Below are 14,742 nucleotides of genomic sequence, written 5' to 3'. Positions count from 1 at the left end.
AGATGCTTCTACCTAATGAGTCTTGTATTATTCTGTTTGCAAATATCATTGTGAGATGAATTTAAGAGACAATAAAAATATCTTGTTCATTACATTACACAAACATGTGTAAGTGGAAACGGATAATTTATCTTCAAAGAGATAGCTCTTAGACAAAAGCAAAAACTTTTATATTTCAGCCATGTTTCATAAAGAATCGAATGATATGAATCTATAATTTGCTGGAATATGACTGCCTTATACAACCATCAATACAATCTATTTTATATGTCTATCATAGCATGTTTCTATTTTTTATGATTTGAATTATTAAAAAACAGGATATTATTGTATTTCGTCCTTGAGGGCGCGGCTTAATAATGTGTTTGCTGCTTCAGTTATGTTTTTACCACAATAGAGAATTTGATAAATTTGTTCTACAATGGGCATTTCTACCCCAATACGCTGCGCCAACGTATGTACTTCCTTGGTATTCAAGTATCCTTCCACAACCTGACCAATTTGTTTTTCCGCTTCTTTTATATCTATTCCTTTACCAAGAAGTATTCCAAAACGACGATTACGTGACTGATTATCAGTACATGTCAAAACCAGATCACCTAAGCCTGTCATTCCCATAAATGTGGAAAGCTCAGCACCCATAGCCCCCCCTAAACGACTGATTTCAGCTAGTCCTCGTGTGATAAGAGCTATTCGTGCATTTGCCCCAAAACCTATGCCATCTGATATTCCTGCACCAATAGCAATAACATTTTTGACTGCTCCCCCTAATTGAACACCAATCATATCTGAACTTTTATAAACTCTAAAACTTTTGTCACAATGAAAAAGTTGCTGCAATTCTTTACCAAACTCAACATCAGAAGCTGCTATCGTCATTGCAGTAGGCCAACCAATAGCTAGTTCTTGAGCAAAAGTTGGTCCAGAAAAAACAGCTAAAGGAATTTTTTCACCTAAAATCTCACGAGCAACCTCTTGTAAGAAACGTCCGGTACCATGTTCTAAACCTTTTGTCGCCCAAATAACGCGTGAATGCTGATCTAAATAAGGCTGAATATTATACAAAACTTGATGAAATACATGGCTTGGAACAGCGATTAATATATTGTGACTTGCTGTTATAGCAGTTTCAAGCGAAGCTTCAAGTAATAAATTGTCAGGAAATCGAATATCGGGTAAATATACTTGATTACAACGTTGTTCCTGTAATTCTTTGATATGTTGAGGACTATATCCCCAAAGTAAAACATTATGACCATTACGGGCAAGAGCTATCGCTAATGCAGTACCAAAAGAACCAGCACCTATAACTGTCATTGCAACGGTTTTCATTAAATTTTCTGATTATTCTCTAAATTTTTGATTTCAATTACATATTATTATTACAAATAATTTTAATGCTATCTTTAATATAAATTCTTTAAATCTAAAAATATTACTGCTTCGTAGCTTTTTTATCTCACACAATATAAAAACTTGTTTCGCACATTCTCTTTCTTTGTAGTAAATTTTACAAACATAACTTTTTGTATATTCTACAAATAGCTATTTGTCTCAAAAATTAAAGATTGACTAAATACCCCACGGACTTTCTCTTTTAAATTAAAAGTATATTCAAAATAATGATACTCATTCCACTGATATCTTGTACTTATCTCCTGCTTTATATCCTACGAATTTCTTCTACGAAGCTGATACATGCCGCATCAGAGCTCCGTAGATATTTCTAACAACTACTCCACAGGAAACTGCGTATTTGGATCTTGCTCCATGGGCATTTCTGAACCAGGTGCTTGATCTACAGGAGTTTGCGTACCTAGACCCTGCCCCATAGGCATTTCTGAACTAGGTGCCTGTTCTACAAGAGTTTGCGTACTTGCACCTTGCTCCATCGAAACCTCTGAGCCCTGTATCTTTTCTGGCTGTTTTCTTACGGATATATCTTTGGTTGATAACTGCTCAGACACTGAAGAATCATCTCTACTTGATATTTCCGGTTCAATAACACGTCCTGAACCACCCATCATATTATAATTCAAATGAGAAATAGCCCACCAAGTTCCCCCAATAATAACAAAAACGCAAATAGCAGCAAACCACAACGCGCTTAAATTCCACTTGGCGTCTGGACCAGAATTCAAGTGCAAAAAGAAAACAATTTGTACTATAATCTGAATAATCGCCATCCCAATAAGATACGCAACCTTTGTACTAACTGCCCAACTTTCCATCATTCCATACATCACAGGAATAAAAGAACCCAAAGTGAAAAATACAGCCAGAATAAAACCAACCAAATAGGAACCAGTACTGGGACCATGTGTTTCATTTTGCACGCTCATCACAACGCTCCTAATAGATAAACCATGGTGAAAACACCAATCCATACAATATCAAGTAAATGCCAAAAAATGGAAAGGCATGCTAAACGTGTCTTATTGTTCTGATCCAAGCCATTACGACGAAGATGAAAAAACATCACAACCATCCAAAGAAGGCCAACACTTACGTGAAGTCCATGGGTGCCAACCAAAGCAAAAAATGCTGACCAATAAGCAGAGAGAATTTCCCGTCCAAAAAGCTGTAAACCTGTTGCAGGATCAATACCCGCATAAGCATTTGGATCGAAATAAAAAACCTCACTCAAAAGTTCATGAAATTCGTAAAGTTCCATACCAATGAAGCAACACCCCAATACAAAGGTAATAGCCATCCATAAACGCACACCACTGATGTTATTTTTATGTGCTTGTACCATTGCAAAGCCATAAGTGACGGATGAAAACAACAAGAAAGCAGTCTCAACCAAAACAAACTTTAAATCTATAAACTCACTGCCCGCTTTACCACCACCATAAGAAGCAGAAAATACAGCAAAACTTGAAAACAGTGTCGAAAACAGGATTAAGTCTGAAAGAATATAGACCCAAAAACCAAACGTCATTACCGAGCTACTATCGTGGTGAAGTTCATCTATAGTGCTCGCGTTATTCATTGTTACAGCACTCATACTATTACTCCTCGTTCTTTAAGAACAGCCGTAAAGGCATCTTCAGTTTTTTGCACTTCTTCAGCTGGAATATAGTAACCATGATGATCACCTGTTAATGAATGACACACAAGCGTTGCGATAAAACCAACCAGTCCAACCGCAACAAGCCACCAAATATGCCAAACAAGCGCAAAACCAACAACTAATGAGAAGAAGCCAGCAATAATTCCAGCCGATGTATTCGAAGGCATATGAATTTTTGTAAATCCACTTGTCGGCCGTTGATAACCACTTTTCTTCATATTCCAATAAGCATCATCAGACTGTATCTTTGGAAGGAGGGCAAAATTATAGGAAGGAGGCGGTGAAGAGGTAAACCATTCAAGTGTACGTGCATCACCCCAAGAATCATTTAATGTTACCGGTAAGTGCCCTTTATGCTTAATACCGTACCAAATCGCCAAAACAACCTGTAGCACGAAACAAAGGATACCAAGTAAGATAATACAAGCACCCAATGCAGCAATAATAAACATCGGCTGCCAACTAGGTTCCATGTAATGCTGAAGACGACGCGTCGCCCCCATTAAACCAAGCGCATAAACGGGAAAAAAGGCAAGGTAAAAACCAATAAACCAACACCAAAAAGATGTAATACCTAGTATGCGATTTGGTTTATAACCAAAAACTTTTGGAAACCAAAATGCAATCCCCGCTAAGTACGCAAAAACCACACCTCCAATAATTGTATGATGGAAATGTGCTATCAAAAAGAGCGAATTATGAAACTGCCAATCAGCAGGAACAATAGATAATAAAACACCTGTTAATCCACCACCAACAAATGTAAAGATCATACCCATGCACCAAAGCATAGGAGGCTCAAAGCGAATCCGACCTCTATACATCGTAAGCAGCCAATTAAAAACTTTTACACCGGTTGGAACTGCAATAATCATCGTAGCAATACTAAAAAAGGTATTTACAGCTTCACCCCCACCCATTGTGAAGAAATGATGTCCCCAAACAAGAAGCGAAAGAATCAAAATAACCAACATGGCCCATATCATTGAAGTATAACCAAAGAGGCGTTTTGAAGAAAAAGTTGATACAACTTCAGAAACAATTCCAAAAGCAGGAACAACCAAAACATAAACCTCAGGATGACCAAAAACCCAAACATAGTTAATCCATACCATCGGATTTCCGCCACCAACATTGGTAAAGAAATTCATGTTCAAATAACGATCACATGCCAAGAGTGCAAATGCTACAGCCAAAACAGGATAAATGACTACAATAAGAACATTGCTGACAAAAGCACTCCAACAAAAAATAGGCATTCTCATCATTGTCATTCCAGGAGCACGCATTTTAATCATCGTTGCAATGAAATTCACTGATCCCATTGTTGTTGCAATACCAGAAAGCTGAAGTGACCATAAATAATAATCTACCCCTGTATCTGGACTCGTTTGCAATTCTGTAAAAGGTGGATACATCAACCAACCACCACGACCAAAATTCCCAACACCTAGGGATATGTTAATCAATATCGCCCCTGCAGCCGTAATCCAAAAACCTAGATTATTTGCAAAGGGAAAAGCAACATCACGCGCACCAATTTGAAGTGGTATAAGATAATTAAAAAGACCAAATAAAATAGGCGTGGCCATGAAAAAAATCATGATCGTACCATGCGCCGAAAAAATTTGATCAAAATGCTCAGGGGGCAAATAACCTGCTGTTTCACTCCCAAGAGCTAAAGCTTGATGCGTTCGCATCATAAGTGCGTCCGCAAAACCGCGAACAAGCATAATAATTCCAAGAACGATGTACATAATACCTATGCGTTTATGGTCAACCGTTGTAATCCAATTTCGCCATAGAATCCCCCACCACCCAAGTACTGTTAGAGCAATAACAGCAATTAAACCAACCAAAACAATCGCAATACATGTATACAAAACGATCGGTTCATGTGCAAGCGCATGAAAAGCACCTGCCGTAGGATCTGTAAGTCTTCCAAACATTTCTCAACCCATTTCAAATGAAATTCAAGTTTAAAAGAAACCTTTGTTAAAAGGGCTCTTTACTTTATTGACTCTGTTAAATAACATCAGGATCAAATACTGAACATAGTGCACCCCATAGCGTCTGAACAGCAGCACGTTTCATTAAATCTTCATTACATACCGTCTTTTCATCGACACATCGATTAACAACACGATAGTAAAGCCGCTTCTCAACAGGTGCAAAATAACGAACTTCAGCATCTTTTTCCTTCGCAGCAATATCACCCATACGAGGCGCAATAGAAAGTTGACGATAAGATGAACGATCAAGTACTCGACCATTAGCCCGAGCTTTTACAATCCAATCCTCAAAATCCTGCAAAGACACAGAATGCCACTTAAACCGCATACCCGAAAAACCATCACCACTATAATTTGCTGAGGCTCCTTTGAATACTCCTTGCTCTTCAGCGACCAAATGCAACTTAGCATTCATCTGCGGCATAGCGTAAAGAACAGTACCCAATTTGGGAACCCAAAAAGCATTGACAGAATTCTCTGACGTCAATTGCAATAAAACTTGACGTCCTTCAGGCGCATAAATCTCATTAATCGATGCAACACCGTATTCAGGATAAATAAAAAGCCATTTCCAATCAAGAGCAACAGCATCAATCTGTAATGGCTTTCCTTCACCTACAACTTCCACTGGAAGAGGATTTGTAGGTTCAAGCTTATAGGTATAATAAGCTGTTAATGAACCTAAAACCATTACAATTACAACTGGAATACCCCACATCAATGCTTCAATTTTATTTGAATGTGCCCAATCAGGAGAATAGTCCGCTTTCATATTCGATGCACGATATTTTATAGCTAAAAATACCACACTCACCATAACTGGGATAACAATACAAAGCATCACCACCACACAAACAACGATCAAAATGAGCTGTTGACGTGCAACATAACCTGATGGCTGCATAACATCAATTTTACAACCAGACAAAAGCAGTGATCCCCCTAAAATCACAAGCATTTCTAATTGTCTAACAAAGCTTTTCATCTCTATTTACCCCCGTCATACGCACTAAAAACTGTCATAAATATATACCTCACATTGTACAGATTTGAAAATAATTATCAAGAGAATTAAATGCCTATATTACTCTTATTAAACGCTTACTCTTTACCTATCACAATTTAATTGTTTTGCTTAATTGTTTTGCAATATACTCAAGTGCAAACCGATATCCATCACCTCCACACCCAGTTATGATAGCGTCTACACCTGCAGACGTATAAGAATGGTGACGAAAAGCTTCACGCTGATAAATATGAGATAAATGAACTTCTACTTTCGGCCCTGAAAACATTTTTAGGGCATCAAGAAGTGCAACAGATGTATGACTGTAAGCCGCTGGGTTAATGATCAATCCAGAACTTGCCTCTATTGCTTCTTGTATCCATGCTACTAATTGCCCTTCACAATTACTTTGATAAAAATTTATTATGATATCATTTTTTTTTTGCCCATTCTCTGCATCTTTTTTCAATATCTTCTAGAGTTTCAGTTCCATAAATTTCTGGCTCACGTTGACCTAGAAAATTTAAATTAGGACCATTTAAAATCGTTATTATCTCTGACATAGCAAGCCTTTTCTTTCAGATCTATCACTTATTAAAAAAATATTTAGCATGTTTTTACGGCAATAAAGCGCCATCCTTAATCTCAAAGAATTCTGCGCGTCCTTTTAAGTCATCAAATAAAAGACGATCTGTTCCTGTCATAAATGTTTGTACAGCTAAATCATCAAGAATATCAAATAGAGCAGCACGTCGATGCGAATCAAGATGGGCAGCCATTTCATCAAGAAGAAGAATGGGAGATCTTTCCGACATCATACCTGTTAGACGTGCATGACACAAAACTAAACCTGTTAGCAGCGCTTTTTGTTCACCTGTTGAACAAGATGTTGCTGCTCTATTTTTATCAGCATAAAAAACCTGCAAATCTGCACGATGTGGTCCTTCTAACGTCCGACCAGCAGCACGATCCATTGCGCGATTATGCCGCAATCGATCACAAAATTGTTCTTCAACTTCAGTTGCTGATATTTCACTAAGAGCTGTTTCTAAAAAACCATCAATTTGCAAAAAAGCTCGTGGAAAAGGTATCTGTGAGGGCATTTGTGTAAACATGTCATTTAAAAGACGAATAACATCAACACGCGCCGCAGAAATAGCTGTCGCCAATTCTGCCATTTGCTTTTCTAAAGCATCAAACCAAGCACAATCTTCATTTCCATCTAAAAACAAACGATTACGTGCGCGCATAGCTCTATCATAATCGGCTATGCGGCGCCTATGCAAGGGATCAATCGCCAAAACCATACGGTCCAAAAAACTACGGCGCTCAAGTGAAGGACCTGTAAAAAGACCATCCATAGACGGTGTTAGGACACTAATATGACAATAATCTGTTAGGCAATCACTCGACTCATTCACACCATTAATATGGACCTTTCGACTGTTATCGCTAACCTCAAAAGCTGTACCAATCTTTACTTCACCATAAAGAGCGCATTCAAGACGCGCAAATACAACAAATCCTCCACCACCACCATCTACAAAGCTAACGTCAGAATAAACAGCACGCCGCAAACCACGACCAGGAGAAAGAAAAGATAACGCCTCTAAAAGGTTCGTCTTACCAGCACCATTATGGCCAGTAAAAACCACATGCTGACCAGAAAAATGAATATTGAAAAAAGAATAATTGCGATAACGTAAAAGCTTCAGCTGCCTCACTGCCACTTTGTGCACATGACTGGCCATGCATTGCAAAACAACTGCCCCTAAACGCGAATAGGCATCAGTACATAGAGCACATTCGCATCATCATTATCACGAATCAGAGCTGGTGCTCCAGCCTCAGCCAACATAAAAACCATCTCATCACTTGAAAGCTGCCCAGCAATATCCAAAAGATAACGTGAATTAAATCCTATCTCAAGCGGTTCAGATGCATAAGTTACTGATAATTGATCTTCTGCACTGCCCGAATCTGGGCTATTAACAACAAGCCTTAACTGTCCATGCTCAATCGTTAATTTAACTGCACGCCCCCGATCACTTGAAATCGTTGAAACACGATCAACTGCAGAAGAAAAGTCCTGCCTATTAACAATTAATTCTTTATCATTTCCAAGAGGGATAACACGTTGATAATCTGGAAATGTTCCATCAATTAATTTTGATGTAAAAATCACAGAGCCTATAGAAAAACGAATTTTTGTCTCCGAAAGCTCTATACATACATCGCTATCATTTTCTTCTGAAAGAAGTTTTTGCAATTCTCCTACAGCTTTACGGGGAACAATAACACCAGGCATTCCCTCAACTCCCGAAGGAGCTTCCATCTCAACTTGTGCCAAACGATGACCATCAGTTGCAACCAAACGCAATTTCAAAACACCATCATTAATAATATGGAAATAAATACCATTAAGATAATAACGGGTTTCTTCAGTAGAAATAGCAAATTGTGTACAATCAAGTAAATGTTTTAAGCCTGATGCCGATAGAGAAAAACGATAACCAAATTGCCCAGGAAGCGACTCTGGAAAGTCTGCCTTCGGAAGACATTGAAGCTGAAAATGTGCACAACCCGAAACAACGGACATTGTACCTGCTTGATTCTCATCGAGGGATAATACAACTTCATTGCTATCAGGAAGTTTTCGAATGATATCATAGAGCAAATGTGCCGGAACAGTTGTTGCTCCAGCTTGTTTAACATTAACTGCAAAAGATTCCATAACCTCTAAATCAAGGTCTGTTGCTTTTAACTGTACACGGACATTTTCTGCATCAATCAACACATTCGATAAAATAGGAACAGTATTACGGCGCTCTACCACACGGTGAACCCGACCAAGAGACTTGAGAAATTGACTGCGATCAACTGTAATACGCATAAAAGCCCCGTATGATTTACTAAAAACTATAAGAATTCCTTAGAATTAAAGAATAGATCCCTTTAGAGAATCGCCTGCTAGAGTTTATTAAACCTCTCTTAAAATGGCAAGTCACTCCTGCATAAGAAAAAATAAATCTTTTCATTAAATTCTTTAAAGTCTCTCCAAAGAAAGAAACGATAAACACTATACAGCCTGTTCTCCAATCAACCGCTTAAGCAACTCAAGTTCCTTAGCCAAGGTCTGATCACCACAAACCAAATCTTCAATTTTACGCACAGCGTGTAAAACTGTTGTATGATCACGCCCACCAAAACGGCGCCCAATTTCTGGTAATGAGCGAGGAGTTAATACTTTTGCTAAATACATTGCAACTTGCCGTGGCTTCACAACCGTACGTGTTCGACGATTAGATAACAAGTCCTGTTTAGAAACATTATAATGGCGTGCTACCGTACGCTGAATTTCTTCAATCCGAATACGCTTAGGTTCACCAGGACGTGTCAAGTGACCTAATAACTCATCAATCCGCTCTAAAGATAAATCAGACTCAAAAGATTGACGAAACAAGAGCTGATTAAATGCACCTTCAATATCACGCCCAGACCCTAAAACCGTTTTCGCAATATATTCCAAGATATCATCAGAAATTGATACCATGCCATCATCTTGTTGTGCCACCTTCAACCGCTGGCGCAACATTTGCAAACGCATTTCATAATCTGGTGCTTCAATTTCAAGAGCGACCCCTCCCTGAAGACGAGAGCGAACGCGAAGATCAAGCGATTCTAATTCTGCTGGTGGACGATCTGCAGCGACAACAACCTGTTTTGCACTATCAAGCAACATATTAAGCAAATGGCAAAACTCATGTTGTATCGACTTACCCTGCAAAAACTGCATATCATCAATAATCAAAAGGTCGATATCACGAAGCTGTTCTTTAAAAGAAAGAGCATCATTATCACGAATAGCTGTTGCAAAACGCCACATAAAATATTCAGCAGTTAAATAAATAACGCGCGCAGACGTTAAACGCTTCAATGCAGAAGCAGCAATCGCTTGAAGCAAATGTGTTTTTCCTAAGCCAACAGATGCGTGAATAAAAAGAGGATTAAAACGCAAAGCACTTTTATGCCCTTCTGCAATGGAACGCGCTGCTGCTAAAGCAACACGATTAGAAGCCCCCTCAACAAAACTTTCAAAAGTATAGCGAGAATCAAGTGGAGATCCAAAAACTCCCGTTTGAGAATTCTTAACTGAATGCTCTGCGCAACTTTCAACAAAAGATGAAGTCGCCTGCTCCTCTAGCACAACAGGAGGAACACTTCTTTTACAAACGACATCTCTTGAAACGCGTTCCATACCACGAACAATAACTTCAACACGAAGAATTGCTGAATTCTCTTGTTTCCATAAATGTGTCAGAAGAGAACCATAGTGATTATTAATCCATGAACGTAAAAAAGCAGTAGGAACAGAAAGCTTTACAAGAGTATGACTATATTCAGCAAGCTTCACACGTCCAAACCAACTGGTATAAGCCTCAACACCAACCTGCACCTTTAATTGCGCCATAACACGTATAAAAGCCGCCGCACTTTCCTCCTCTGAAACAATAGAATGCCCTATAGAAGCATTTCTACAAACGTTCTCATCACTTTCCGTCATCCTATTCTTTATTATGTTCTCTGCCGACAGGATATTTACCGAAACCCTTTTAAAGGAACTAGCTTTAGAGTTCAATTTATCCACCATCTTCCATCCTGATAAAAATAAAATTTTGTCCTGCCAAACAACTAAAATAAATCTAGCGAAGGCAAAACGCCCTACCCCAAATAAGATTACTCACCCTCCCCTAGGATAGCCTCATCACAACCCCACTAACAAAGATGACCAATAAGATTTACTTGCACTCATGATATGACCCACCCTTCTAAAATGGTAAACATATCCATTAAGAAAACTAAAAACCGTCAGAAAACCTCTCCAACACAAAAGTTTCGAAAAGCCTAAATCAAAACATCTTGTATTCAACAAAATACAGAATAATGCGCTGATGTGACCCCTTCATGCTTCTTAGTCTTCATAAGAACCATACAAAACAGCAGAGGTAAAATGCAAGAGGTCAAAATAAAATCAAAAAACCCGAAAAAAATGCTTATATTAATGAGGACTGAAAAAAATATTGATTCAATTCATTTTTTTTCTCTAAATTTACCAATAATTAAAGAATCTCTTCAGATTTAAAAAAAAAAAATAAAATGCTTGACAAAAAAGACTCTGTACAAATCCACAAAGCTTGTGGATAACCATACCTCCCCTTATAAACTTTCTCTCCTTTTTCAAGTGGAGAATCATTATCGATTCTTATTTTCAATAGAAACTTTTTGAAATAATAAACAAAAAGCCAGCATCCTCATGGATACTGGCTTTGTTCTCAATTAAAGGAGAAAAGCTTAAACGCTGAGAGCCTTCAAACGTTTAGCTAAACGCGATACTTTCCTCGCAGCAGCATTTTTATGAAAAACCCCTTTAGAAACTGCACGCATAATTTCAGGCTCAAAATTCTTAAATGCAATCTCTGCAGATGCCTTATCGCCACCCGCTAAAGCATCATCAAACTTACGTATAAAAGTACGAACGCGTGAACGGCGGGCCTTATTAACCTGTGTGCGCGCCGCAACCTTGCGCACCGCTTTTCGAGCAGAAGGTGTATTCGCCATAAATATAATCTCTCTTTCAACACCTTGGTAAAATGAGTCTCAATAACAACTCTACCAATATAAATAAATCCAACCCAAGCAAAACTATAAAGCTGCCTATAACTGTGTGGTTTATAGCGCAATCCTAAAGCTAACGTCAATTAGATTTTCAAAGATAGCCATAAAAAAACGAAGCCAAACTCTTTGATCCGCAACTTTATAGCTTAATAATAGATATTCCTTAACAAACAAAAGAATTTAAACGGCTAACTTACGCAAGACATATTGCAAAATTCCACCATGATGCAAATAATCTAGCTCATCTTCAGTATCAACACGGCATAATAATGGAACGGTTTTTACCGTACCATCAGAAAAAGTAATTTTCGCTACAGTCTTTTGACGAGGTTTCAAGTTATGAATCCCTTCAATTGTCACCTTTTCATCTCCCTTTAAGCCTAAAGATTTCCAACTTAGTCCCTCTTCAAAGACAAAAGGGACAATGCCCATACCAACAAGATTAGAGCGATGAATCCTTTCAAAAGACTGCACAATCACTGCTTTGACACCAAGAAGATTGGTTCCCTTGGCAGCCCAATCGCGGGATGATCCATTACCATATTCAATACCTGCAAAAACAACGAGTGGAATACCTTCTTGTTTATACGCCATTGCTGCATCGTAAATGGTTTGTTCTACCGCTGACGGATAATGAACCGTATAACCTCCTTCTCGACCATTTTCCCCTAACATGAAATTACGAATGCGAATATTGGCAAAGGTCCCACGCACCATAACTTCATGATTCCCACGACGCGTTCCATACTGATTAAAATCAGCCACTTTAACACCATGATCCATTAAATATTTTCCGGCAGGAGAAGCTGCTTTAATAGAACCAGCAGGAGAAATATGATCCGTCGTGATTTTATCACCAAATAAACCTAAAATCCGTGCATCTTTAATATCTGGTAAGATATCAGGTGTTTTCTGCATATCATCGAAATAAGGTGGATTGCGTACATAGGTGGATTGCTCATCCCAAGAATAGGTAGAACCCGTAGGAATCTGAACTTTTTGCCAATTTTCATCTCCCTTAAAAACATCTGCATACTTTTCGGCAAAAACCTTCCGCGTGACATTTTTTTCGATAAACTCCTGTATTTCTTGAGAAGTTGGCCAAATATCTCTCAAATAAATGGGGTGGCCATTTGAATCTTCACCTAGAGGCTCCTTGGTTAAATCTTTACACACCGTCCCGATGAGCGCATGTGCAACAACTAACGGTGGTGAAGCTAAATAATTCGCTTGCACATCAGGGGAAACACGCCCTTCAAAATTACGATTTCCTGAAAGAACCGCAGATGCAATTATACCATTGTCATTAATCGTTTTGGAAATAGCTGGATGCAAAGGACCAGAATTCCCAATACATGTTGTGCACCCAAATCCTACTAAGTTAAATCCTAATGCATCTAAATCTTTTTGCAGACCCGAATTTTGAAGGTAAGCTTCAACGACTTGTGAACCAGGTGCAAGAGAAGTTTTTACCCATGGTTTACTCTTAAGACCCTTTGCCACAGCATTTCGTGCCAAAAGACCCGCTGCAATAAGAACACTTGGATTCGATGTATTCGTACACGACGTAATCGCAGCGATCACCACATCACCATGACCAAGCGTATATTCTTCACCCTCAACCTGATAACGCTTATCTTGTCCAGAAGTCTTCTTATAGTCTTCGACCAATGCCTTCTCAAAACCCTGCCCAACATTTCCCAACGCAATACGTCCTTCAGGACGTTTAGGACCAGCCATAGAAGGGACAACGGTTCCCATATCTAATTCAATTGTATCACTAAAAATGGGATGAGCCACCATTTCATCATGCCACATCCCTTGTGCTTTGGTATAAGCCTCCACTAAGGCAATCCGACTTTCATCACGCCCTGTCATATTGAGATAACGCACTGTCTCCTTATCAATTGGGAAAAAACCACACGTTGCTCCATATTCAGGTGCCATATTTCCAATCGTTGCCCGATCAGCAAGCGTCATATGCTCCAAACCAGGACCAAAAAACTCAACAAATTTACCGACAACACCCTTCCGACGTAGCATTTGGGTCACCGTTAATACGAGATCGGTGGCTGTTACACCTTCCTTAAGTTTACCTGTTAGACGAAAACCAATCACTTCAGGTAACAACATAGAAACAGGTTGGCCTAACATTGCTGCTTCTGCTTCAATACCACCAACACCCCAACCTAAAACCCCTAAACCATTTACCATAGTCGTATGCGAATCAGTTCCCACACAGGTGTCAGGATAAATCGTCTCACAGCCCTCTTCATTCTTCATCCATACACATTGTGCTAAATATTCTAAGTTAACCTGATGACAAATCCCTGTTCCTGGAGGAACAACGCGAAAATTTTGAAAGGCTTGTTGCCCCCATTTAAGGAAACGATAACGTTCACCATTGCGTTCATATTCATGCTCAACGTTTTCCTTAAAAGCCATGGAATTGCCAAAAGCATCAACAATAACTGAGTGATCAATGATGAGATCAACGGGAATGAGAGGATTGATTTTTTCAGCGTTACCGCCAAGTTTAACCATAGCATCACGCATTGCAGAAAGATCAACAACTGCTGGAACACCTGTAAAATCCTGCATAAGAACACGTGCAGGACGGTAAGCAATTTCTGCCCCAGCGCTCCCTTTGTCGTTTAACCACTTAGCAACATTGAAGATATCCTCTTTTTTAACTGTGCGACCATCTTCGAATCGCAATAAATTTTCGAGAATAACTTTCATCGAAAACGGTAAACGAGAAACACCTTCAAGTCCGTTCTTCTCCGCTTCAATCAAGCCATAATAAATATATTCTTTGCCACCAACATTTAATACTCTACGACAATTAAAGCTATCAATTTGAGTCATGACTGTCCACCCTCATACTATAACCACCCAATTTCCAGGAATGAACAACACAAACTACGAGTCAAGGTCGCAGCTTGAGCGCAGACGCAATTACCTCCGCCATC

The 14,742-nt window shown here is 38.9% G+C and carries 9 protein-coding genes and 2 pseudogenes; all 11 read right to left on the bottom strand.

Annotated elements, in window-relative coordinates:
- Positions 1–324: 324 nt before the first annotated feature.
- The 11 genes and pseudogenes from gpsA to acnA all read right to left on the bottom strand — a co-directional run bounded on the left by gpsA (position 325) and on the right by acnA (position 14,638).
- Positions 325–1,332, bottom strand: coding sequence for an NAD(P)H-dependent glycerol-3-phosphate dehydrogenase (gpsA, locus tag ACFIJW_RS06625; RefSeq protein ID WP_375633702.1), 1,008 nt, complete (start codon positions 1,330–1,332; stop codon positions 325–327).
- A gap of 404 nt (positions 1,333–1,736) precedes the next feature.
- A pseudogene (cyoD, locus tag ACFIJW_RS06620) lies at positions 1,737–2,342 on the bottom strand (cytochrome o ubiquinol oxidase subunit IV); the annotation flags it as partial.
- Positions 2,342–3,010, bottom strand: coding sequence for a cytochrome (ubi)quinol oxidase subunit III (locus tag ACFIJW_RS06615; RefSeq protein WP_375617543.1), 669 nt, complete (start codon positions 3,008–3,010; stop codon positions 2,342–2,344). The gene ACFIJW_RS06615 and the pseudogene cyoD, both read right to left, overlap by 1 nt.
- A complete protein-coding gene (cyoB, locus tag ACFIJW_RS06610) occupies positions 3,007–5,025 on the bottom strand; it encodes a cytochrome o ubiquinol oxidase subunit I (protein WP_375617542.1) in 2,019 nt (672 codons plus the stop codon). Before cyoB ends, ACFIJW_RS06615 begins: the two co-directional genes overlap by 4 nt.
- Positions 5,026–5,101: 76 nt before the next feature.
- Positions 5,102–6,073, bottom strand: coding sequence for a ubiquinol oxidase subunit II (cyoA, locus tag ACFIJW_RS06605; RefSeq protein ID WP_375633701.1), 972 nt, complete (start codon positions 6,071–6,073; stop codon positions 5,102–5,104).
- A gap of 130 nt (positions 6,074–6,203) precedes the next feature.
- Positions 6,204–6,657 (bottom strand): annotated as a pseudogene (aroQ, locus tag ACFIJW_RS06600) (type II 3-dehydroquinate dehydratase).
- A gap of 54 nt (positions 6,658–6,711) precedes the next feature.
- Positions 6,712–7,845 (bottom strand): DNA replication/repair protein RecF, encoded by a 1,134-nt coding sequence (recF, locus tag ACFIJW_RS06595; protein ID WP_375611469.1) that lies wholly within the window; start codon positions 7,843–7,845, stop codon positions 6,712–6,714.
- A gap of 20 nt (positions 7,846–7,865) precedes the next feature.
- On the bottom strand, positions 7,866–8,987 hold the full coding sequence (gene dnaN / locus ACFIJW_RS06590; RefSeq protein WP_375633700.1) for a DNA polymerase III subunit beta: 1,122 nt from the start codon (positions 8,985–8,987) through the stop codon (positions 7,866–7,868).
- Between the two features lie 186 nt (positions 8,988–9,173).
- Positions 9,174–10,745, bottom strand: a complete 1,572-nt coding sequence (dnaA, locus tag ACFIJW_RS06585; RefSeq protein ID WP_375611430.1) for a chromosomal replication initiator protein DnaA — start codon at positions 10,743–10,745, stop codon at positions 9,174–9,176.
- Between the two features lie 701 nt (positions 10,746–11,446).
- Positions 11,447–11,713: a 30S ribosomal protein S20 gene (rpsT, locus tag ACFIJW_RS06580; RefSeq protein ID WP_273790272.1), complete on the bottom strand. Its 267-nt coding sequence runs from the start codon at positions 11,711–11,713 to the stop codon at positions 11,447–11,449.
- Between the two features lie 237 nt (positions 11,714–11,950).
- Positions 11,951–14,638 (bottom strand): aconitate hydratase AcnA, encoded by a 2,688-nt coding sequence (acnA, locus tag ACFIJW_RS06575; RefSeq protein ID WP_375633699.1) that lies wholly within the window; start codon positions 14,636–14,638, stop codon positions 11,951–11,953.
- Between the last annotated feature and the right edge of the window lie 104 nt (positions 14,639–14,742).

The organism is Bartonella sp. MM97QHHN (assembly GCF_042194285.1).
In the GTDB taxonomy this organism is placed as follows: domain Bacteria; phylum Pseudomonadota; class Alphaproteobacteria; order Rhizobiales; family Rhizobiaceae; genus Bartonella.
The sequence above is the reverse complement of the archived record's forward strand: the minus strand, read 5'-3'. Positions and strand labels throughout refer to the sequence as shown.